Source organism: Pseudomonas sp. 2(2015), from assembly GCF_000955865.1.
Lineage (GTDB): Bacteria > Pseudomonadota > Gammaproteobacteria > Pseudomonadales > Pseudomonadaceae > Aquipseudomonas.
In genome coordinates this window covers 192148-211666 of the sequence record NZ_JYOF01000003.1, presented here as the reverse complement: position 1 = coordinate 211666, position 19519 = coordinate 192148, and the positions used below count along the sequence as shown (strand labels likewise).

20 protein-coding genes are annotated in these 19519 nt (G+C 62.9%); 11 read left to right on the top strand and 9 right to left on the bottom strand.

The window, feature by feature from the left end; translation table 11 throughout:
- Window positions 1–9 precede the first annotated feature (9 nt).
- Entirely contained in the window at window positions 10–1926 is a 1917-nt protein-coding gene (locus tag UB48_RS03800) for a tyrosine-protein phosphatase (RefSeq protein ID WP_045194169.1), read from the top strand.
- On the opposite strand, the gene UB48_RS03795 is transcribed toward UB48_RS03800, so the two are convergent.
- Window positions 1914–2921 (bottom strand): AraC family transcriptional regulator, encoded by a 1008-nt coding sequence (locus UB48_RS03795; protein ID WP_045194167.1) that lies wholly within the window; start codon window positions 2919–2921, stop codon window positions 1914–1916. The two genes, UB48_RS03800 and UB48_RS03795, sit on opposite strands and share 13 nt — an antisense overlap.
- Before the next feature lie 437 nt (window positions 2922–3358).
- Here UB48_RS03795 and UB48_RS03790 point away from each other — a divergent pair, with 437 nt between their 5' ends.
- From UB48_RS03790 to UB48_RS03755, 8 genes are all read left to right on the top strand, one after another.
- Complete coding sequence (locus UB48_RS03790; protein ID WP_045194165.1) at window positions 3359–3958, top strand: DUF1842 domain-containing protein; 600 nt, start codon at window positions 3359–3361, stop codon at window positions 3956–3958.
- A 19-nt stretch (window positions 3959–3977) separates the two neighbouring features.
- Window positions 3978–4457, top strand: coding sequence for a DUF1842 domain-containing protein (locus UB48_RS03785; protein WP_052676466.1), 480 nt, complete (start codon window positions 3978–3980; stop codon window positions 4455–4457).
- Between the two features lie 115 nt (window positions 4458–4572).
- Window positions 4573–5403 (top strand): diaminopimelate epimerase, encoded by an 831-nt coding sequence (dapF, locus tag UB48_RS03780; RefSeq protein WP_045194163.1) that lies wholly within the window; start codon window positions 4573–4575, stop codon window positions 5401–5403.
- Window positions 5404–5552: 149 nt separating this feature from the next.
- Window positions 5553–7757: an OsmC domain/YcaO domain-containing protein gene (locus UB48_RS03775; RefSeq protein ID WP_045194161.1), complete on the top strand. Its 2205-nt coding sequence runs from the start codon at window positions 5553–5555 to the stop codon at window positions 7755–7757.
- A gap of 164 nt (window positions 7758–7921) precedes the next feature.
- Entirely contained in the window at window positions 7922–8734 is an 813-nt protein-coding gene (locus UB48_RS03770) for a class I SAM-dependent methyltransferase (RefSeq protein WP_045194159.1), read from the top strand.
- 160 nt (window positions 8735–8894) lie between these two features.
- On the top strand, window positions 8895–9398 hold the full coding sequence (locus tag UB48_RS03765) for a sigma-70 family RNA polymerase sigma factor (RefSeq protein ID WP_045194157.1): 504 nt from the start codon (window positions 8895–8897) through the stop codon (window positions 9396–9398).
- A gap of 5 nt (window positions 9399–9403) precedes the next feature.
- The gene (locus UB48_RS03760; RefSeq protein WP_045194156.1) at window positions 9404–10363 is read left to right on the top strand and encodes a DUF4880 domain-containing protein; all 960 of its coding nucleotides are present in this window, start codon (window positions 9404–9406) and stop codon (window positions 10361–10363) included.
- A 108-nt stretch (window positions 10364–10471) separates the two neighbouring features.
- On the top strand, window positions 10472–12907 hold the full coding sequence (locus tag UB48_RS03755) for a TonB-dependent receptor (protein WP_045194154.1): 2436 nt from the start codon (window positions 10472–10474) through the stop codon (window positions 12905–12907).
- Here UB48_RS03755 and UB48_RS03750 read toward each other — a convergent pair.
- The 4 genes from UB48_RS03750 to UB48_RS03735 all read right to left on the bottom strand — a co-directional run bounded on the left by UB48_RS03750 (window position 12895) and on the right by UB48_RS03735 (window position 16615).
- Window positions 12895–13407, bottom strand: coding sequence for a hypothetical protein (locus UB48_RS03750; RefSeq protein WP_045194152.1), 513 nt, complete (start codon window positions 13405–13407; stop codon window positions 12895–12897). The two genes, UB48_RS03755 and UB48_RS03750, sit on opposite strands and share 13 nt — an antisense overlap.
- Window positions 13408–13418: 11 nt before the next feature.
- The gene (locus UB48_RS03745; protein ID WP_045194149.1) at window positions 13419–14357 is read right to left on the bottom strand and encodes a YncE family protein; all 939 of its coding nucleotides are present in this window, start codon (window positions 14355–14357) and stop codon (window positions 13419–13421) included.
- Window positions 14358–14526: 169 nt separating this feature from the next.
- On the bottom strand, window positions 14527–16113 hold the full coding sequence (locus UB48_RS03740; RefSeq protein ID WP_045194147.1) for a hypothetical protein: 1587 nt from the start codon (window positions 16111–16113) through the stop codon (window positions 14527–14529).
- 115 nt (window positions 16114–16228) lie between these two features.
- The gene (locus tag UB48_RS03735; RefSeq protein WP_045194146.1) at window positions 16229–16615 is read right to left on the bottom strand and encodes a hypothetical protein; all 387 of its coding nucleotides are present in this window, start codon (window positions 16613–16615) and stop codon (window positions 16229–16231) included.
- Window positions 16616–16746: 131 nt separating this feature from the next.
- Between UB48_RS03735 and UB48_RS03730 the strand changes: the two genes are divergently transcribed.
- A complete protein-coding gene (locus UB48_RS03730; protein WP_045194145.1) occupies window positions 16747–17214 on the top strand; it encodes an NUDIX domain-containing protein in 468 nt (155 codons plus the stop codon).
- Window positions 17215–17230: 16 nt separating this feature from the next.
- Window positions 17231–17710: an isochorismatase family protein gene (locus UB48_RS03725; protein ID WP_045194144.1), complete on the top strand. Its 480-nt coding sequence runs from the start codon at window positions 17231–17233 to the stop codon at window positions 17708–17710.
- Window positions 17711–17754: 44 nt separating this feature from the next.
- Here UB48_RS03725 and UB48_RS27215 read toward each other — a convergent pair whose 3' ends face one another.
- From UB48_RS27215 to UB48_RS03710, 4 genes are all read right to left on the bottom strand, one after another.
- The gene (locus UB48_RS27215) at window positions 17755–17913 is read right to left on the bottom strand and encodes a DUF2986 domain-containing protein (RefSeq protein WP_082075383.1); all 159 of its coding nucleotides are present in this window, start codon (window positions 17911–17913) and stop codon (window positions 17755–17757) included.
- Window positions 17914–17917: 4 nt separating this feature from the next.
- Entirely contained in the window at window positions 17918–18808 is an 891-nt protein-coding gene (locus tag UB48_RS03720; protein WP_045194143.1) for a sensor domain-containing diguanylate cyclase, read from the bottom strand.
- 89 nt (window positions 18809–18897) lie between these two features.
- Entirely contained in the window at window positions 18898–19230 is a 333-nt protein-coding gene (locus tag UB48_RS03715) for a low molecular weight protein tyrosine phosphatase family protein (RefSeq protein ID WP_045194142.1), read from the bottom strand.
- Window positions 19227–19421 carry a hypothetical protein gene (locus UB48_RS03710; RefSeq protein WP_082075410.1) on the bottom strand — a complete coding sequence of 65 codons (195 nt, stop codon included), beginning with the start codon at window positions 19419–19421 and terminating at the stop codon, window positions 19227–19229. Before UB48_RS03710 ends, UB48_RS03715 begins: the two co-directional genes overlap by 4 nt.
- Window positions 19422–19519 lie beyond the last annotated feature (98 nt).

Here is a 19519-nt window from a genome sequence, read left to right as displayed (position 1 = left end):
GGCTGCATCGTGTATCAACGACTGTTGTGTTCGCTGTCCGTTTTGAGCCTGTCCATCGCCGCCCAAGCCGCAGAAAGTGTGCCGCTGGATACCCCGCGCCTGGCGCGTATCGACAACTTTCGCGATATCGCCGGCACCACCCATGCCTATTCCACTGCCCACGACGGCACGATGCGCAGCGGCGTGTTTTACCGCTCCAACGCCCTGACGCCGTCGGCCGCAGACCTGGCCACGCTCAACGGCCTGGGCATCAAGGCAATCTACGACCTGCGCACGCCGGATGAGATCGCCGCCACCCCCGACACCCTGATCGAGGGCGCGCGCTATCGCAACATCGACATCATCGGCAACAACACCTCCGGCGCCGACATCACCCGCGTCAGCTTCACCAGTGCTGCCGATGCCATTGCCATGATGCAGGAGACCAACCGCGCCTTCGTCAACGATGCCGGTATGCGTGGGCAGTTCACCACGCTGTTCAATGAGCTGGCGGCGGGCGATGGTGCGGCGCTGTTCCACTGCACCGCCGGCAAGGACCGCACCGGTTGGACCGCCGCAGTATTGCTGAGCATTGCCGGGGTCGACAGCGCGACGATCATGGACAACTACCTGGCCACCAACGACTACACCGCCGCACGCGTGGCGGCGACACTGGCGCACATGCCGGCGAGCATGGCGGCGATCTATGCGCCGCTGCTGGCGGTGGACGCCAGCTATCTGCAAGCCGGCCTCGACCAGGTCATTGCGCAGTACGGCAGCATGGACAACTATCTCAAGGAGGGCCTGGGCTTGTCTCAGCAGACCCTCTACGTACTGCGGGCCAAGATGGTGTCCTACAACAGCCTGCCCGGCCAGTTGGGCTTGCTCGGCAACGCCGCGGCCGGCGCGCAGCTGTTGCAGCAGTTGCAGGACAGCAGCCTGTCGGGCACCTACAGTGCCTACAACTATTACTTGCAGTCGGCCATCGATGCCGGTGACCTGGCTGGCGTCGAGTCGACCGTCGGCGGCCAGGTGCATGCCGACGCCGCCAGCTACCTGTTGCGCCAGGGCGCGCTGATCGACCGCGCCGCCGCGCCTTACAGCCGCGGCATTGAGCTTAAGGTTGGCCAGTACCGGTTGTGGAGTACTGCCCTGGCCAGCTACCTGGGCACCGACGGTTCAAGCCATGCCGCCAGCAGCAACGAGCACAGCCAGGGCCTGATGATCGGCCTGACCCAGCGCTTTTCCGAGCAGTTCAGCGGCCACGCCGGTTTTGGCTACAGCCGTGGCAATGTCGGCGGCGCGGGCGGTGAGGCGGACACCGACCTGACCTTGTTCAAGGCCGGTGCGCGCTACGCTCCGTCGGGGCTTGAGCGTGGCCTGTTCGTCGATGCCGGCCTCAGTGCCGGCTGGCTCGATTACACCAGTAAGCGCGAGCTTGGCGGTGGGCTGGGCGCGGCCAAGGGCGACAGCCATGGCACCCTCAGCGGCGCCAGCCTGGCCCTGGGCTATCGCATGCCATCCAGTGCCATCATGCTGGAGCCAAGCCTGGGCCTGCGCATCAGTCACCTGGACCTCTCGGGCTTTAACGAAAAAGGCAGCGAACTGGTCCTTGAGGTCGATGGCATCCAGCAAACCCGGCGCAGCGCATTCGCCAACCTCGATGTTGCACTCGGCGCCATTGACCTGGCGGGCTGGCAACTGGTGCCGGGCGTGCAGCTGGGCTACGAGCATGTGCTGGGCGATCACCAGGTCGACAGCCAGGGCCACCTGCTGGGCCTTGACATCGAACAGCGCGCCGCCTTCGACAACCGCGACCAGTTCACTGCCGGGGTCAACCTGATGGTCAGCCTGGGGGCGCTGAGCTTCGCTGCCGAAGCCGGCGCCAGCAGCGGCGGTGACAGCCACGGCGCCAGTGGCAGCCTCAAGGCCAGCTACTTGTTCTGACTGCCAGCCGGGCCAGCCCTGCGCCGCTGGCCCGCGCCGTTGCGCACCTCGGCCGGGCTGACGCCGAAGGCACTGTGAAAGTACTGACAGAACCTGCCGACATTGCTGAAGCCAAACGCCAGCGCCACCTCGGTGACCGACGCCGCGCCGCGTTGGCGCAGTGCATGGTGCGCGTGTTCCAGGCGCAGTTGGCGCTGGTAGGCGACGATCGACAAACCCATGAAACGCCGAAAACCGTCCTGCAAGGCACGCAGGCTGACGTTGCACATTCGCGCAAGCTCGGTGCCGCTCACCTGGCTGTGCGGATGGGCCTGAAGGTACTCGATGGCCAGCTTCACATGTCGCGGCGCGATCATCGGCGCCGGGCGCTGCAGGGCCTGGCTGAAGTTGTGCGGCCAGATTTCGAGCAGCGCATCGACGAGCATTTCCTGCAGGCGCGCCGGCATCAGCGCCCCGGCGTGCAGCAGCAGGTCGAACTGGCTGCCGGTGGCCAGCTCCACCAGGGCCCTGATGCCCTGCAGGTGGGCCAGCGGCACCACAGGCTCAAAATACAACCTGCCGAGAATCGGCTTGCCCAGCAGCGTTGCCAGCCGCTCGGTAAACAGCGCCCGGCGGATCGAGATACCGCACTGGTCGTGATCATCCATCAAGCGCATCGAGCGTACATCGGCCTTGTCGATCGCCAGGCCCATGTGCCGAAAACCCGCCGCGTGACGATCGGGGTTAAGGATCAGGGTGCCGGAGGAGGGAATGACGAAGGTGATTTCATCCTGGGACTCGGGAAAACGGAAGGTGAAGTCACCGCGGTAGTGCATGCGCCGAAAGCTCACGCCGTCATGGCGGCCATAGACGCCACCGATGCTGATGTTACCGGGCAGCGGTGGGGTATCGGCGTACAGGTTGCCGAACAGGCTGCTGAACACTGCACCGAAGTCGTCGCTGTGCATGCTGTCTGAGCGCAGGATGATCTGTTTGCGGGTCATGCTTGAGTACACCTTCGGGGTCACCTGGCGTGCGAGAGGTTTCGGGGCAGCAAAACGTCAAGAGGCTAGCAGCTGGACGTGACAGCGGCGTGACCCATATGGGGGATATCAGGGCGCTTTACTCAGGGCTGGCCAACCATTTGTCGGACATAATGCACTTTTGCCACCACGCTCTGGCCAGCCCGTTTTTCCCTGCTTAACTGATCTGGGCTGCCAGGCAGGCAGTTATGCGCCCAGGGAGGGTTTCATACCCGTTGCACCTCGGTAAACCTTGCCCAACCGGGCATGGCCGTGCCGGACCGCAGCGTCTTCGCCGCAGGCAATCTGCGCGTGACGCCAGCGCGGAGGTCGCAACGCCGTTCGCCTGCATCCAACTGTGCGCCAAGGAAGTCGCCCGCCAGAAACAGCCCACGCGCTTGTTTCCACTCATTGTTTGCAATGGAGGCACCATGACTGACTCACTACAAGCACCCGTAATAGGACTCTTCCCCCTGTCCTACGTCATCGGCAGCGATGCACCCGGCGCTCAGCGCCTGATTCTCGACCTGCTGGTGCATCCGTCTGATCGTACCCTGCGCGGCAGCGCCCAGCTTACCCAGGCCACCAACCCGCCGCTGGACCTGCACCTGGACGTCTGGGGCACCTACAGCTATCAGCTGTTCCTGCCGCCGAGCCCGAGCAATATCCTCATCACCCTGCAAGGTAACCACGGCGGCCCGACGGCTAATTCGCCGATCATCTTCAGCCTGCACCTGGCAGTGGGCTCGGACTGGCAAAAAGGCCAGGCCGGTTACCGCTACCTGAATAACCAGGGGCAATGGATCGTGGTCGAGGCGCCAGCGCACCGCGAAGACACCCGTATCAAGGCCTTCGGAAATCAGGACATCCAGGCGCTATTGCACACCGCGACCCTGGAGGCGGCCATTGCCACCGGCGATGTCGCCCACCTCAAGGCCCTGGCGGCCGGTGATGCGGGCGCAGCCCTGAACACCGCCATCGATTCGACCAAGAGCGCTTCCGGCAAAGCCGGCAAGTCCAGCCGCGCCTGACCAGACAAGGAGTCGTACCATGCCCGCAATCGGACTGTTCCACACTCGTCTCAACGTACGCACCGGCCTGCTCGGCGCCCCCGTGCTGACCCTCGATCTGTTGGTCAATACCGTGCACAAGAAGATCACCGGCGTGGCCAGCATCTTTGCTGCCACCTACCCGCCGCTGAACTTCCATGCCGATGTCTGGGGGGATTATTCGGACCTCAAGCTCGGCCTCAAAGGTGAGGGCCATATTGTTATCAACCTCACCGGCAGCCCCAGCGGCCCGTTCAGTACCCTGGAGCAGACTTTCCATCTGCACGCAATCCTCGACGCCAAGTGGGCCAGCGGCACCGCCAGCTATCGCTACCTGCGCCTGGATGGCGGCGGCTGGCAAGTGGTAGCGCATGCCAACGTACGCCAGGCACCGACCGAGACCCACCAGAGCCAGAAGGACGTCAGCGAACGTAGCCGCAGCCGCCTGCAGGCGGCGATTGGTCAGCTGGAAAATGCGTAAACCCGTGTGAGAAAGGAGGTGGTCCGGGAGCCCGGGCTGCCTTTCTCGCGCTTGCAATGGTTGTGGGATTTAGGCTAGATCGACGTTGAATCTGTTTCACTGACAGGGTTGGTCCATGCCGCTGAGCTTCCACAAGATGCACGCCAATGGCGATGACTTCGTTATCGTCGACGGGCGAAACGCAGCCAACCCGATTACCGGCGACATTGCCCGACGACTGGGGGACCGCAGTCGCGGTATCGGCTTCAATCAGCTTGCGCTGCTGCTCGATTGTGAGGACGCTGCGGCGCGCCTGATGTTCTGGAATGCCGATGGCTCCACGCTGGACGTTTGCGGCAGCGCAACACGGGGCGCTGCGCAGATGTTGATGCGCGAAGCGAACACTACCTCGATCACCTTGCGTACCAACCGTGGGCTACTGACATGCGAGCGAACGGCAACGGGCGCCATTGCCGTCAGCATGGGTGTGCCTCTGTTCGGCTGGGCGGATGTTCCTCTGAGCGAAGCAATGGACACGCTTGAATTGCCTCTGGCTGGGGCCCCCAGTGCCTGCAGCATGGGCAACCCGCACTGCAGTTTTTTTATCGATGACCTGGCGGCCATCGACCTCGTGGCCCGCGGCCCGAGCATCGAAACCCACGCGCTGTTCCCGCAACGGACCAATGTGCATTTCGTCCGGGTCATTGACCGCAGGCACATTCGCTTGCGTATCTGGGAGCGTTGGGGCGGCATCCCGTTGGGGTCTGGGTCCTGTTCCTGTGGCGCGGTGGTCAACGGCATCCGTCGCGGTCTGCTGGACCCTTGCGTGGAGGTGGAGTGTGATGGCGGGACGGTCACCGTGCAATGGGAGGGCGCCGGCCCGGTTATTCTCACCGGGCCGGTCACCTTGAGCTATTCGGGCGTAGTTGCAGAGGGCATTTTGGCGGCCTGCCGCGACGGTAGCTGAGCTTCAGCCAATTCCGAATAGCGTTTTGAACACTTTGCCCAGGGCCTGCGCCTGGCGGGTTTGCCCGAGTAATTGCGTCAGGCACAAGACTTCCCGGCGAAAACCCGGATAATGGCGGCCAAATCGTTTTGCTCGTATGGTATTCCCGCATGGAAATCAAGGTTAACTTTCTCGACAACCTTCGACTTGAAGCCAAGTTCGATGACTTCACGGTGGTGGCCGATCAACCGATCCGCTACAAGGGCGATGGCTCGGCACCGGGGCCGTTCGACTACTTCCTGGCTTCGTCGGCCCTGTGCGCGGCGTACTTCGTCAAGCTGTACTGCCAGACCCGCGATATCCCCACCGACAACATCCGCCTGTCGCAAAACAACATTGTCGACCCGGAGAACCGCTACAAGCAGATCTTCAAGATCCAGGTCGAGCTGCCGGCCGATATCAGCGAGAAGGACCGCCAGGGCATCCTGCGTTCCATCGACCGCTGCACGGTGAAAAAGGTGGTGCAGACCGGCCCCGACTTCGTCATCGAAGAAGTGGAAAACCTCGACGCCAACGCCCAGGCCCTGCTGATGCTCGACCCGTCCTCGGACACCAGCACCTTCATCGCCGGCAAGGACCTGCCACTGGAGCAGACCATCGCCAACATGTCGGGGATTCTCGCCGGCCTCGGGATGAAGATCGAGATCGCCTCGTGGCGCAACATCGTGCCCAATGTCTGGTCGCTGCACATTCGCGATGCGCAGTCGCCGATGTGCTTCACCAACGGCAAGGGCGCCACCAAGGAGGGCGCGCTGGCCTCGGCGCTGGGCGAGTTCATCGAGCGGCTCAACTGCAACTTCTTCTACAACGATCAGTTCTGGGGCGAAGACATCGCCAATGCCGAATTCGTCCATTACCCCGACGAGCGCTGGTTCAAGCCAGGCCGTAAAGATGCGCTGCCGACGGAGATCCTCGACGAATACTGCCGCGAGATCTACAACCCTGACGGCGAGCTGTGCGGTTCGCACCTGTACGACACCAACTCGGGCAATATCGAGCGTGGCATCTGCTCGCTGCCGTTTGTGCGCCAGTCCGACGGCGAGGTGGTGTACTTCCCCTCCAACCTGATCGAGAACCTGTACCTGAGCAACGGTATGAGCGCCGGCAACACCCTGGCCGAGGCCCAGGTGCAATGCCTGTCGGAGATCTTCGAGCGCGCGGTCAAGCGTGAAATCCTCGAAGGCGAGCTGGCCCTGCCGGACGTACCGCAGGAGGTGCTGGCCAAGTACCCGGGCATTCTCGCCGGTATCCAGGGCCTGGAAGAGCAGGGCTTCCCGGTGCTGGTCAAGGATGCCTCGCTCGGTGGCGCCTTCCCGGTGATGTGCGTGACCTTGATGAACCCGCGCACTGGCGGCGTGTTCGCCTCGTTCGGCGCCCACCCAAGCTTTGAAGTGGCGCTGGAGCGCAGCCTCACCGAGCTGCTGCAGGGCCGCAGTTTCGAAGGCCTCAACGACCTGCCGCAGCCCACCTTCGAAAGCCACGCGGTGACCGAGCCGAACAACTTTGTCGAGCACTTCATCGACTCCAGCGGTGTGGTCTCGTGGCGCTTCTTCAGCGCCAAGGCCGACTTCGAGTTCGTCGAATGGGACTTCTCTGCCGAGGGTGAAAACGCCAACGCCGAAGAAGCCGCGGCGCTGTTCGGCATCCTCGAAGACATGGGCAAAGAGGTGTACATGGCGGTGTACCAGCACCTGGGTGCCACCGCCTGCCGCATCCTGGTGCCGGACTATTCGGAAATCTACCCGGTGGACGACCTGATCTGGGACAACACCAACAAGGCGCTGTTCTTCCGTGAGGACATCCTCAACCTGCACCGCCTGGATGACGAGCAACTGCAGTCGCTGGTCGAGCGCCTGGAAGAAAGCGAGCTTGATGATTACACCGACATCACCACCCTGATCGGCGTCGAGTTCGACGACAACACCGCCTGGGGCCAGCTGACCATCCTCGAGCTGAAGCTGCTGATCCACCTGGCCCTGCAGCAGTTCGAGCCGGCCAAGGAGCTGGTCGAAACCTTCCTGCAGTTCAACGACAACACCGTCGAGCGCGGCCTGTTCTACCAGGCGGTGAACGTGGTGCTCGAAGTGGCCATGGACGACGAGCTGGAGCTGGCCGATTACGAAGCCAACTTCCGCCGTATGTTTGGCAACCCGCGCATGGACGCGGTGCTCGGCTCGGTGGACGGCAGCGTGCGCTTCCATGGCCTGACGCCGACCAGCATGAAGCTCGAAGGCCTAGACCGTCACCAGCGTCTGATCGACAGCTACAAGAAACTGCACGCGGCGCGGGCCAAAGTGGCCAATTTGTCGCGCTAAAAGGCGCCAGCAAAAACAGCACCTTCGGGTGCTGTTTTGGTTTATGCGCACAGGTTATAGCCATGTAGCCAACCGGTCTTGCCGCTCAAACGCCGGCGCTTGCCGCAGGCGAGGGTTGGCGTTTAGCTGAGCGTTCGTGTGAACAACCTCATCAGGTGCAGACCATGAGCACACCCCTGGATTTGCATGCGTTAAAGGCGCGCCAGCAGGCGGCGTGGGCCAGCGGCGACTACGCGGTGATTGGCACCACCTTGCAACTGGTTGGCGAGCGCCTGGCCGAAGCCTGCGACCTGCGCTGGGACGAAAAGGTCCTGGATGTCGCCGCCGGCAACGGCAATGTCACCCTGGCCGCCGCCCGCCGTGGCTGCCAGGTGACCTCCACCGACTACGTGCCCGAACTGCTCAAGCGCGGCGAGGAGCGCGCCCGGGCCGAGCACCTCAACGTGGCCTTCCAAGTGGCCGATGTCGAAGCCTTGCCGTTTGCCGATGGCGCCTTCGACGCCGTGGTCTCGACCTTTGGCGTGATGTTCGCCCCCGACCAGGCGCAGGCGGCCAGGGAACTGGGTCGCGTATGTCGTTCGGGCGGGCGCATCGGCCTGGCCAACTGGACCCCGCAAGGTTTTATCGGGCAGATGTTCAAGACCCTCGGCCGTCACGTGCCGCCACCGGCCGGTGCACAACCGCCGTCGCGCTGGGGCGATGAAGAGCAGTTGCACAATTTGTTCGGCGACGACATCGGTGCGATCAAGGTCAGCCGCGAACACTTCAACTTTCGCTATCGTTCGCCGGCGCACTTCATCGACGTATTCAGAACCTGGTACGGGCCGGTGCACAAGGCGTTTGCCTCGCTCGACAGCGACCAGGCCCGCGCGCTGGAAAGCGACTTGACCCAACTGCTGAACGACAACAACGTGGCGGGAGGTGCATCGCTGGTGGTACCGAGCGAGTACCTTGAGGTGGTCATCAGCCGCCGCTGAAATCATCGCGGGTCCTGCGCGCAAGCTGTGGGAGCGGGCCTTGCCCCGCGAAACGGTCGGTTGTGTTGTTTCATGGCCGAGCAAAGCAAAACCAGTAGTAGTAAATGAATGAGAAGTATTACCATGCACGGCTTTCCTTAGCTGCCAGGAGATCCCGTCCATGCCCCCGTCCAGCCCTCACGATGTTGGCGCGCTGTATCTGCAGCATCACAGCTGGGTGGTGGCCATGCTGCGGCGCAAGCTGGGCAATCGCGAGCAGGCGCTGGACCTGGCCCAGGACACCTTCGTAAAGCTTCTGCGCAGCGAGGTGCCGCCACTGCTGCGCGAGCCGCGGGCGTACCTTGGCACCATCGCCAGCCGCCTGTGCCTGCAGCATTTTCGCCGCCAGGCGCTGGAACGTGCCTACCTGCAAAGCCTGGCTCAGCTTGAGCCGCAGCATCAGCCCTCGGAAGAAACCCGGGTGCTGGTGCTCGAGGCGCTGGACGCCGTCGGCCAGGTGCTCGATGGCCTGGCCAGCCGGGTGCGGGAGGTGTTTTTGCTGTCCCAGCTCGATGGCCTGACCTACCCGCAGATCGCCGAGCGCCTGGGCCTGAGCGTCAATGTCGTGCAGAAGGCCATGCTCAAGGCCTATCGGCATTGCTACGCTGCCGTGCACGGCGAATGAAGCCGATGCCCGCAGCCGAGCCGCGCCTTGACCCGCACGTTCTGGAACAGGCGATGCTGTGGATGGTGCGCCTGCAATCGGGGCTGAGCTGCGATGCCGAGCAACTCGCCTGCCAGCGCTGGCGCCAGGAAAGCGCGGCCCATGAACTGGCCTGGCAGCGGCTCAGTGGTATCGGCCAAGGCCTGCGAGAAGGCACCTGCGGTTTGTCGGCGGCGGGGGCGCGCAGCCTGCTTGAGGCGCGTTCGCTGCCTTCGCGCAGGGCAGTCCTCAAGAGCCTGGTCGCCGGTGGCGTACTGATCGCCAGTGGCTACGGGGTACAGCAGCGCAGTGTGCTGCCGGGCCTGTTCAGCGATTACGCCACTGCCACCGGCGAGCGCCGCAACTGGACCCTGGCCTCGGGGCTGGCGCTGCAACTGGATACCCGTAGCGCCCTGGACAGTGATTTGCTCGATGGCGTCCGGGTGCTGACTTTGAACCGTGGGCGGGTATTGCTGGAGGTGGGGCAGGGCACCAGCGTCAGCCTGCGCACGGGCGAGGCCCGGGTACGGCCAGCGGCACTGTCGCGGCTGGTGGTCAGCCGGCAACCCAGCGCGACGCTGGTGCAGATGCTCAAGGGCACCGTGCAGGTCGAGCATGGGCAGGACTCAGGCTTGACCCTGCAGGCCGGCTGGCAACAGCTTTACAGCAGCACCCGGGCCGGGCCGTTGCTGCCACTGGCAGCGGGCGCGCAGGCCTGGACCCAGGGCCTGCTGGTGGCGCAGCGCATGCCGCTGGCCGAACTGCTGGCCGAGCTCGACCGCTACCGCCCCGGCGTGCTGCGTTGTGATCCGCAGGTTGCCGGGCTGCAGGTCAGCGGCTCGTTCTCCCTTGATCAACCCGATGCCAGCCTTGAGCTGATCACCCAGGTGTTGCCGGTTCGCGTGCAGCGGCTGCTGGGTTACTGGGCCAGCGTTGTCCCGGCCTGAAATAATGTTCATTGGCGTTGGCAGGTTTTCTTGCTTCGCGCATCAAGACAAGGGAAAGCGCTGAACAGCCAGCGCCATGCCCACCTCTGCTCTCCAAGGACTGTCTCGATGCGTTGTCGCCTTACCCCCCTTGCCACTGCCGTTCGCGCCCTGATGCTGGGTGTTACCCTGGTCACCTTCAACCCAACCGTAATGGCTGCCCAGGCGAGCGCGGAGCAGGCCGGTATGCGCCGTTATGACATCGCCCCGGGGAGCCTGGACAGCGTGCTCGGCCAGTTTGGCCAGCAGGCCGGGGTGATGGTCGCGGTGGACTCGCAGGTGTCCAACGGCCTGCACAGCCCCGGGCTGCGCGGCCAGTTCGCCGTCGACCAGGCACTGGCGCAAGTGCTGGCCGGCACCGGCCTGCAACCTGTGGTCATGGGCCAGGGACGTTACCGGTTGATACCCCGCGCCGCGGATGCCGGTGCCCTTGAACTGGGAGCGACCAGTGTCAGCGCCGCCGGCCTGGGCGCCACTACCGAAGGCACGGGCTCCTACACCAGCGGCTCGACCAGCACGGCAACCAAGATGAACCTGTCGATCCGCGAAACACCGCAATCGATCAGTGTCGTCACCCGCCAGCGCATGGACGACCAGCAGCTGCGCAACATGTCCGATGTGCTCAACCAGACCCCCGGCGTGACCATGTCCCAGGACGGCGGCGAGCGCTTCAACATCTATTCGCGCGGCAGCGCCATCAACACCTATCAGTTCGACGGCGTCACCACCTACCAGGAAAACCAGACCCGCACCATGCCCAGCACCCTGCTGGACATGGCCATCTACGACCGGGTAGAGGTGGTGCGCGGTGCCACCGGGCTGATGACCGGGGCGGGCGACCCCAGCGGCGTGGTCAACGTCATCCGCAAGCGCCCGACCCGCGAGTTTCAGGGTTATGTGCAAGGCGGCATCGGGTCGTGGGATTTCAAGCGCCTGGAGGCAGATGTCTCCGGGCCGCTGACCCCCACCGGCAACCTGCGTGGGCGCATGGTGGCGGCCAAGCAGCTCAACGACACGTTCATGGACTGGTACCAGCAGGACCGCGACATTCTTTACACAGCGCTCGAAGCCGACCTCAGCGACACCACCCTGGTGCGCCTGAGCATCGATCACCAGCGCTACCGGCCCACCGGCGGCCAGGGGGTGCCGATCCTGTTCAGCAACGGCCAGCCAACGGATTTCTCCCGTGATGCCAGTTCCGGCGCGCGCTGGGCGTCAGACCGCTTCGACACCAACAACTACAGCCTGGCGCTCGAACAGCAGCTGGCCAACGACTGGCAGTTGAAGGTCGCGGGTACCTTCATGGATGTCGATCGCGACACCCGTAGCGGCTCCTACCAGAGCTCCACCGGCATGTCGTACATCACCCCCGAGGGCAATGCCACCATCAGCCAGGGCTGGTCCGAAGCCACCCAGCACCAGAAAGCCGTCGATGCCACCTTGCAGGGGCCATTCGAGCTATTCGGGCAAACCCATGAACTGATCGTCGGCGCCAACTACCTCGACTACGTCAACCACCACTACGCCACCAGCGGGCGTTCGGCCATCGTCGACTTCAATACCTGGAACAACGAACTGCCCAAGCCCGACAAGGGCAGCTTCGCCCCGGCGCTGGACTACGACGTCGACACCCGCCAGAGCGGCTACTTCGTCGCCGGGCGCTTCAACCTCAGCGACAGCCTGCACCTGATCCTCGGCGCCCGGGCCAGCAACTACCGCTATCACTACTATTCCAAGAGCCTGGCTTCCGGTTACGTGCTGGACTACAGCATGACCGAACGCGGCGAAGTCACGCCCTACGCCGGGGTGGTTTATGACCTGACGCCCGAGCAGTCGATCTATGTCAGCTACACCGATATCTTCAAACCACAGTCGAGCCAGGACCGCAGCGGCAAGGTGCTGGAGCCGGTGGTCGGCAAAAACTATGAACTGGGCTGGAAGGGCGAGTTCTACGACGGCCGCCTCAACGCCAACGTCGCCGCCTACGTGATCAAGCGCGATAACGTCGCCGAGCTGGATGCCGGCTACACCGTGCCGGGCACCGACCAGGACGCCTACCGCGCGGTCAGCGGGGCCAAGACCAAGGGCGTTGACCTGGAACTGGCCGGTGAGCTCGCCCCGGGCTGGGAGCTGCAAGCGGGCTTTAGCCACTCGCGCACCGAAGACGCCGAAGGCCAGCGCCTGACCAGCCAGCTGCCGCTGGACACCTTCCGGCTGTGGACCACCTACCAGCTACCCGGCCAATGGCAGCGCCTGACCCTCGGCGGCGGCGCCAGCTGGAACTCCAGCAACTCGTTGTACTTCAGCCGCTACAACAGCCGCGTCAGCCAGGATGACTACGCGGTGTTCAACCTGATGGCGCGCTACCGGCTCAGCGATCATCTTTCCACCACCCTTAACCTCAACAACCTGCTGGACGAGAAGTACTACGCCGGTTTCTCTGGCAGCTACGGGCACTACGGGCCGCCGCGCAATGTGATGATGAATGTGCGTTACGACTTCTGAGGTTTGTAGTCGCAATGGATCTGCATGCTCTCTGTTTCGTTTCGATGGATGTCAAAGCCGCATTGTTTCAATGCGTCTTTGACCCTGTCGATAACCACCAGGTAGTGCGCTGCGCGTGCGTGCTGGCGAGTCAGCGAGGTAAAGACGCCAAAGGGCAGAAAGCGCAGCCTTTTTCCCTTTAACACAATGGAGACATCGACATGTGAGCCATCCACGTCATGGCCATTGGCGCCAAATATCTCGCCGACTTCATCCTTGCGACCGGGGTAGCAGGCGCAGAACACCTTGATGCCCAGCCAGCGTGAGAGTGTTCTGAACGAACCCAGATGGCTGTTTTTGTTTTCATACCCGCGTACCAGCAACAGCTCAATGTCGGGTGGCAGCGTTGATTGGGCCTCAATCAACTTATGGAAAGTTTCTTCATCGATGGCTACTTCAGAGGACGGCCAGCGCGGGGATACTCGTATCCCGTGGCGCTCTCCCTTTGGCAGTACAAGCATGCTGGGCGTTCTCAAATGGGGCTATCCGGGGAGAGGGGGCTGGTCAGATCAAGCACATCGACGACTGCACCGCTGAAAAAGTCCACGACCTCCAGACGGTGGGTCAGCAACTGATCGCCAAACCAGTCAGCGGCGAGCCGGCCGGGTGGGCCTTTGTGGCGTACAACCGTGGTTTCGATCTGGCCGCTGTCAGCCGCAAGGATGATGTCTTCACCCCAGTTCGAACGCTGCGTCGCCGAGATCGGCAGGCACAGGTGAGTAGCAGATTCATTGAACAGGATTGTCCCGGCGCCTACCTGACCATATTCGTCGATGTTCCTGGACCACAATGTCTCGCCGTTGCGATCGCAGCATAGCAGGCGGTTGTTTTCACCGGTGACAAACAGGTATTGACCATCACGGGAAAAACGCAGGCTTCTGACCTTGGCGTCCAGCACCAGGGTGATCTTGTTGATCTCGCCACTGGCGCAATCAACCGTCAGCACACTGTTGCTGGCCCGCTCATCGGGTGCCCAGAGTTTGCCTTGCACGGGGTCGATGCAACCAAACCGGGCATCGACATTGCGGGCGATCGGTTCGCTGCATTCGCCGCTGTCCAGGTCGATGACCACCGGGCGCTTTTTATCGTTGCCGACCCCGACCAGCGCGTACCGGCCGCTGGGGTCCAGGTGCGACCAGTACGCCAGGAACCTGTCGGTTTCATGCAGCGCCGTGCGATCTTCAAGAAAGCTCAGGCGCGAGCGACTGGCGCCGCGCACCACCCGCCAATCGGTGCCTTGCAGGGCCATGCGCCGGCCATCGTGGGAGATGTCGCAAACCCTGTCGTCGGCCTGGGTACCGACGGGGTGGGTCAATGCACCGGTGTCCGGATCGTACTGGGTCAGGCAGGCGGGGCGAATATTGTCGCTTTTATCGAAGAACACCAGGCGGCGGGGTACATCAATGTACATTGCAACTCCGAAGGCCATTGGGCAAAGAGGCGCAAGGATAAAGCGTGTGCCGGCTGTATGGCGAGCGCTGTGCACTCGATCGCGGGTCGAGCCCGCTCCCACCGGTCCGGGGTGCACAGATCCATTATGGGAGCCGGCTTTGCCGGCGATGAGGCCAGTAATGTCACGGCTATTGCTGGGGATCCTGTGGGCGGACCAGCGCCGGATCGGACTGCAACTGCCACTGGCTGCGCAGCGACTGCAACTGTGCCTCCAGGATCGATACGCCGCGGTCGCGCTGGGAGATGCGCTCGCGCTCGAACAGGTCAGTGAGCAGGCCAAGCAGGTTGCGTGATTCGGAGACCGACGCCGGTGTGCTCACGTCGCTTTGCAGCACGCCATCGGCGTAAGAGCGCACACGTTCATTGCGACTGGCCTGCTGGCTGACGCTGGCTTCGACCAGGATGTTCTTGTCGTAGCGCAAACGCGTGCTGGTGCTCGATTGGTCGCTGATCTCGTGGTAACGGTAGTTCTGCGTCGCCAGGGCGTCGACCAGCGCCATCTGCGGGTTGAGGCTGGTGTGGTAGGCGGCCGACAGGTTCGCTTGCTGATCCTGTTGCACCGCGCGGTTCGCCGGCGATGCACCACTGATCGTGGTTGACTGGGACACTTTGTAGTCGAAGCGATCCAGCTCGGTGGGGCGCAGCGGGTTGGGCTGCTGGCTGGTCTGGCTGATCGAGGCACTGAAGTCGGCCAGGCCACTGAGCAGGGCGGTGTCTTTGGCTGCCAGCAGCGGGATGCTGCCGGTCGCTGGCCTGGCGATATCGTCGGCGCTGTTGAGCTGGACGAAGGCGTCCTTGAGCAGGCCCACCAGATTCTCGTCGCCTTTGCCGCGGCTCTGCGCCGCATCGAACTGGCTCAGGTAATTACTGATCGCCGCCTGGCGCTGGGCGCTTTTACCCAGCAGCGAAGTGTCACGGGTATCGAGGTTCAGTTGCACGTTACCGGCCGGGCCCTGCAGGCTGAGCTTGCGCGCGCTGTCATCCAGGGTCAGGTCGAACGTCAACTGTTCGCTATTTACCGTGTCCAGCTTGGCGTTCATCTGCAGCGCGCTGAACAGGGTCGGGTCGAGCGTGGCCAGCTTGCCCAGTTGCAGGCGTGGTGGTTGCTCGCTCAGGCCGTTGATGGCGCCCTGGAAACTTTCGGCCAGCGATGCCAGACCCTTGAGCTCATCGCTGCTGAGCTGGCCGCCCTGTACTTCGGCGCTGACCGCCAGGCCTTGCTCATTGCTGGCCAGGGACAGGTTCACGGTGGCACCGGAAGCGGTGGTCAAGCTCAGGTTTACCGCATTGGCCGGGTGCTGGCGCAGGTTGTTGCTCTGCACCTTGAGTGCTTCGGCGCTTGGCTGGGCGCCGTCGGCGAAGGCGAACACCGATTGCGTAAACGACTGGCCGCCGTTGGCTACCAGTTGATTCACCAAGGCTGCGCCGAGCCCGTGGAAGCGCGAACCGATAGCGCTGGCCTGAACACCCACCATCATGTTCATGCTCAGCTTGTTCAGGTTGTCGTTTTCCAGCACATAGCGCAACGGCACCGCTAGGGTCCCGCGCGACGAATAAGTCGCTGTATCTTCGCTACGAGGGCTTTGGCCCAGGTTGACGGAGGTACTGGGCGGCGTCGCGAGCTGATCGGTGCGACTGCTGACAGCGTTGGCCGGTGTCGCCTGGGGGGCGGCGTATGCAGGGGCAATGCGCAGTCCTGCGTTGATTGTGGTCATGCTCGGTACCCGTAGATTCCATTCTTGTTCAAGGGTATCGGCGGTGAACTCCCAAGCTTGAGCGTGTGTAGGAGCGAGCCTGGCCCGCAATCCCGTTCAGTTGTCGCCCGGCACGTTAACGACGATAGTAGCGGCGGTCGTCCTCGTAACGGTAACGCATGGCCCGGTCATGGTGGCGTTCCCAATAACGATGGCGCTCGGCCTCGCGTCGGGCTTGCTCCCTGCGCCATTGTTCTCTGCGCCAGTTTTCCCGGCGCCAGTCGTCCCTGCGGTCGTGCCAGCGGTGGTCATCGCGGTAGCGGTCGTCATGGGCCAGCAATGGCCCACGCTGTTGCTCGGTCATGCTCGCCAGGCTCGGCCAGGGGCTTGGTGCAGGTTGCACAGCGCGGGCTTCGGGGGCCAGCAGCGGGGTGGACGTCTTCATCTGAGTGGCGGATGCCGAGCCCGCTGCCGCGAGTGCGAACAGGGCAGCGAGCAGCATCCGTGGGGCATGGAGTTTCATGAGCGAAGACAACCTCTGAATGACCATTGAACGTATCCCAATAGACCGGTAAACAGAGAAAAGTTCTATGGCTGCGCGGCTAAAGCGCTGGCGTATGATGCGCAGCCCTCTTTGCCGACAAGGATATCGCCATGCTCCCCAACAAGGCCTGCGCCGTGGTTGTTGCCGCCACCCCGAACCCCAGAATCCTCTTGTTTCGTCATCCGCTGGCGGGTGTGCAGCTAGTAAAGGGCACGATTGAACAAGGCGAAACGGCGGGCCAGGCAGCGCTGCGGGAACTGGCCGAAGAGTCTGGCATCAATGCCGCGACCCTTGCCGATGATCTTGGCTGTTGGGACGCCGGGCATCTGGGGCAGGTCTGGTCGTTCCACCTGTGCCAGGCGAGCGGACCTTTGCCGGAGCAATGGACGCATCAGACGCTTGACGACCACGGCCACAGGTTCGAATTCTTCTGGGCTGCGCTCGAGCATTTGCCCCTTGCCGATTGCCATCCGGTCTTTCAGCGCGCGCTGCAGTTTTTATCGGCAAGCCTGAACGCGCGCGGTCATTGGGCAGGCGAACAGCCGTTGCAGGACGATATACTCCGCGCCATTGATTGATGCTCAAGAGAACGTTATGCGCCAGGTTTTGCTTATCGTAGATGTCCAGTCCACCTTCAGCCCGCCCGAGTGGCTGGTCGATGGCGTGCGGGCGTTGTCAGAACGGATCCTGACGATTGCCTCGGTCGAGTTGCACGATGAGCAGGTGACGCCGTTTGAACAGCAACTCGGCTGGCATCCTGCGGCCGAAGACGAAAGCCTGGTCGAGGCCGATAAAGTGTTTATCAAGCACGGTTACGGGCAGACCGCTGAAACCATCGAGTACATCAAGCAACTCGGCGTCGAGCGCGTGCTGGTGTGCGGCATCCAGACCGAAACCTGCGTGCTCGCCGCCGGCTTTGCGCTGTTCGATGCCGGGCTCTCGCCGACGTTGGTGACCGACCTTACGGTGGGCTCATCGCTGGACCGCTCGGGGCAGTTGGGCATCAGTCTGTGGAAGCATCACTTTCGTCAGGTTACGACCCGGGCAGAGGTGATTGCTGAGCTTGATGCTTGAGTCTGTAGCAGTAGTCGTTGCCTATGCTTCGGGATACGCAGCTCTCACTCTGAAGGCGTGACAATAGCTTCACTGGCCTCAGCTTCCAGTTTCAACCGGTCAGCCTTGCTGATGTATTTAGGCTTGCTCTTGGGCGCCAGTTTGGCGCTGGCCTTTTTCGCGTGGGCCTTTAACAGCTGCTTGATTTTCTTTTGACGGTTCACGTTGTCACTCGACTGGTAATTGCTTGAGAGCTACCCGCTGCGCGGCGCGGTGCTTCTTGATCCGGTACATATCGCCATCGGCATGGCTGAGCAGGGTATCGGCATTCTCCGCGTCCTGAGGGTAAAAGGCTACGCCGACACTGCACGACGGCATCGAGACAGCGCCGAACTCGGCACCCAGCGGCTCGGCCATGGCCGCGAGAATCTGCCCCACCTTGGCGTAGACGGCTTCCTGCGACGCGATACCCGGCAACAGCACGGTGAATTCATCGCCACCAATCCGCGCCACCGTGCCAGCCTCACGCACACAGTCTTCCAGGCGCCGGGCAATCATGCAGAGGATGCGGTCACCCATGGCATGCCCATGAACATCATTGATCCCCTTGAAATCATTGACGTCGAGAAACAGCAACGCCAGTGCGCTTTGCTGGCACTGCGCCGTGCGCACGGCCGACTCCAGCCGATCATTGAACAGCGCGCGGTTGCTCAGTGCCGTCAACGGATCATGATGGGCCAGAAAGCGTAACTCCGCTTCGGCCTCGTGCAGCGCTGTCACGTCCCGCGCCACACCGATGCGCGCACCCACCTCCTCGGACCAGAACGCCGCCCAGAGGATGTGCACGATGCCGCCATCCTTGCGGATGTAGCGGTTACGAAAATCGACGTGGGATTGGCCGTTCATGACCCGGACAATGGAGGCCTTTGTCACCGCAAGGTCGTGCGGATGAATGTAGTCGGTGATCGGCGTGCCGGTCAGCTCGCCAGCGCGGTAACCCAGCAGCGCCTCGCAGGCATCACTGACAAAGACAATCTGGTGATCCCTGTCGACCACGAAGACCGTGTCCAGCATCAGGTGGATCAGTTTCGGGTACAGCGCTTGGAGGTCAACGGGCATAGGCTGGCACGTCCGGTGGGTGTCGGCGGATCATAGCGCGATCGCCGCATTGCTAGTGCAGTTACACTGCCCTTGCCAGCGTTTGTACATCAACCCTGGGCGGCTAGAAAAGCCCCGACGCTGTCTTCGAGCAAGGCCACCAGCTCCGGGTCCATGTACTGAAAATCGTCGGGAATATCCAGGGTATGGAGCCGCTTGTGCTCAAGCAGCCGCGCGTACTGCGCCTGCAGGCGATTGTGGTGTTTGCGTTCCATGACAAAAATCACATCGGCCCAGCGAATGTCCGCCGGGCCGATGGGTTTGCGCGCATTCGGGCTGGTGCCCGCCGACCGGGCATCGAAGCCTGGGCGGCGGCGCCAGAGCGCTTCTGCGGTAGGGCTGCGCCACTGGTTGCGGCTGCAGACGAACAGGAGGTTAGTCACTCTTGATCCAACAGTTGGCGGGTGGAGCGAACGGGATAGCTCAGGCCAAGCTGGCGTGCCCGTAGCAACTTGTCGCCACGGGTGTAGAGCAGCTTCCAGTTCTTTTCAGGCTTGAACACCAGCGGGTCTGGCGCTTTGCTCTTGGCGTTTTTGCGGGCCTGTGAACGTCTCCAGGCGCGGGTTCTGTGCATGATCATTTCCTCGTGAGTACCGGGTTCAGCAGCCGCGGTAATACGAGTTGGGCTTATAGTAAGCGCGAATCAGCGTTGCGGCTAGTTAGTCGCTGGTT

Bases quoted from the DNA above. Each gene is read 5' to 3' on its own strand.
- UB48_RS03790 (WP_045194165.1), top strand. From the start codon at position 3,359: ATGACTGACTCACTACAAGCACCCGTAATAGGACTCTTCCCCCTGTCC.
- UB48_RS03785 (WP_052676466.1), top strand. From the start codon at position 3,978: ATGCCCGCAATCGGACTGTTCCACACTCGTCTCAACGTACGCACCGGC.
- dapF (WP_045194163.1), top strand. From the start codon at position 4,573: ATGCCGCTGAGCTTCCACAAGATGCACGCCAATGGCGATGACTTCGTT.
- UB48_RS03775 (WP_045194161.1), top strand. From the start codon at position 5,553: ATGGAAATCAAGGTTAACTTTCTCGACAACCTTCGACTTGAAGCCAAG.
- UB48_RS03770 (WP_045194159.1), top strand. From the start codon at position 7,922: ATGAGCACACCCCTGGATTTGCATGCGTTAAAGGCGCGCCAGCAGGCG.
- UB48_RS03765 (WP_045194157.1), top strand. From the start codon at position 8,895: ATGCCCCCGTCCAGCCCTCACGATGTTGGCGCGCTGTATCTGCAGCAT.
- UB48_RS03760 (WP_045194156.1), top strand. From the start codon at position 9,404: ATGCCCGCAGCCGAGCCGCGCCTTGACCCGCACGTTCTGGAACAGGCG.
- UB48_RS03755 (WP_045194154.1), top strand. From the start codon at position 10,472: ATGCGTTGTCGCCTTACCCCCCTTGCCACTGCCGTTCGCGCCCTGATG.
- UB48_RS03750 (WP_045194152.1), bottom strand. From the start codon at position 13,407: ATGCTTGTACTGCCAAAGGGAGAGCGCCACGGGATACGAGTATCCCCG.
- UB48_RS03745 (WP_045194149.1), bottom strand. From the start codon at position 14,357: ATGTACATTGATGTACCCCGCCGCCTGGTGTTCTTCGATAAAAGCGAC.
- UB48_RS03740 (WP_045194147.1), bottom strand. From the start codon at position 16,113: ATGACCACAATCAACGCAGGACTGCGCATTGCCCCTGCATACGCCGCC.
- UB48_RS03735 (WP_045194146.1), bottom strand. From the start codon at position 16,615: ATGAAACTCCATGCCCCACGGATGCTGCTCGCTGCCCTGTTCGCACTC.
- UB48_RS03730 (WP_045194145.1), top strand. From the start codon at position 16,747: ATGCTCCCCAACAAGGCCTGCGCCGTGGTTGTTGCCGCCACCCCGAAC.
- UB48_RS03725 (WP_045194144.1), top strand. From the start codon at position 17,231: ATGCGCCAGGTTTTGCTTATCGTAGATGTCCAGTCCACCTTCAGCCCG.
- UB48_RS03720 (WP_045194143.1), bottom strand. From the start codon at position 18,808: ATGCCCGTTGACCTCCAAGCGCTGTACCCGAAACTGATCCACCTGATG.
- UB48_RS03710 (WP_082075410.1), bottom strand. From the start codon at position 19,421: ATGCACAGAACCCGCGCCTGGAGACGTTCACAGGCCCGCAAAAACGCC.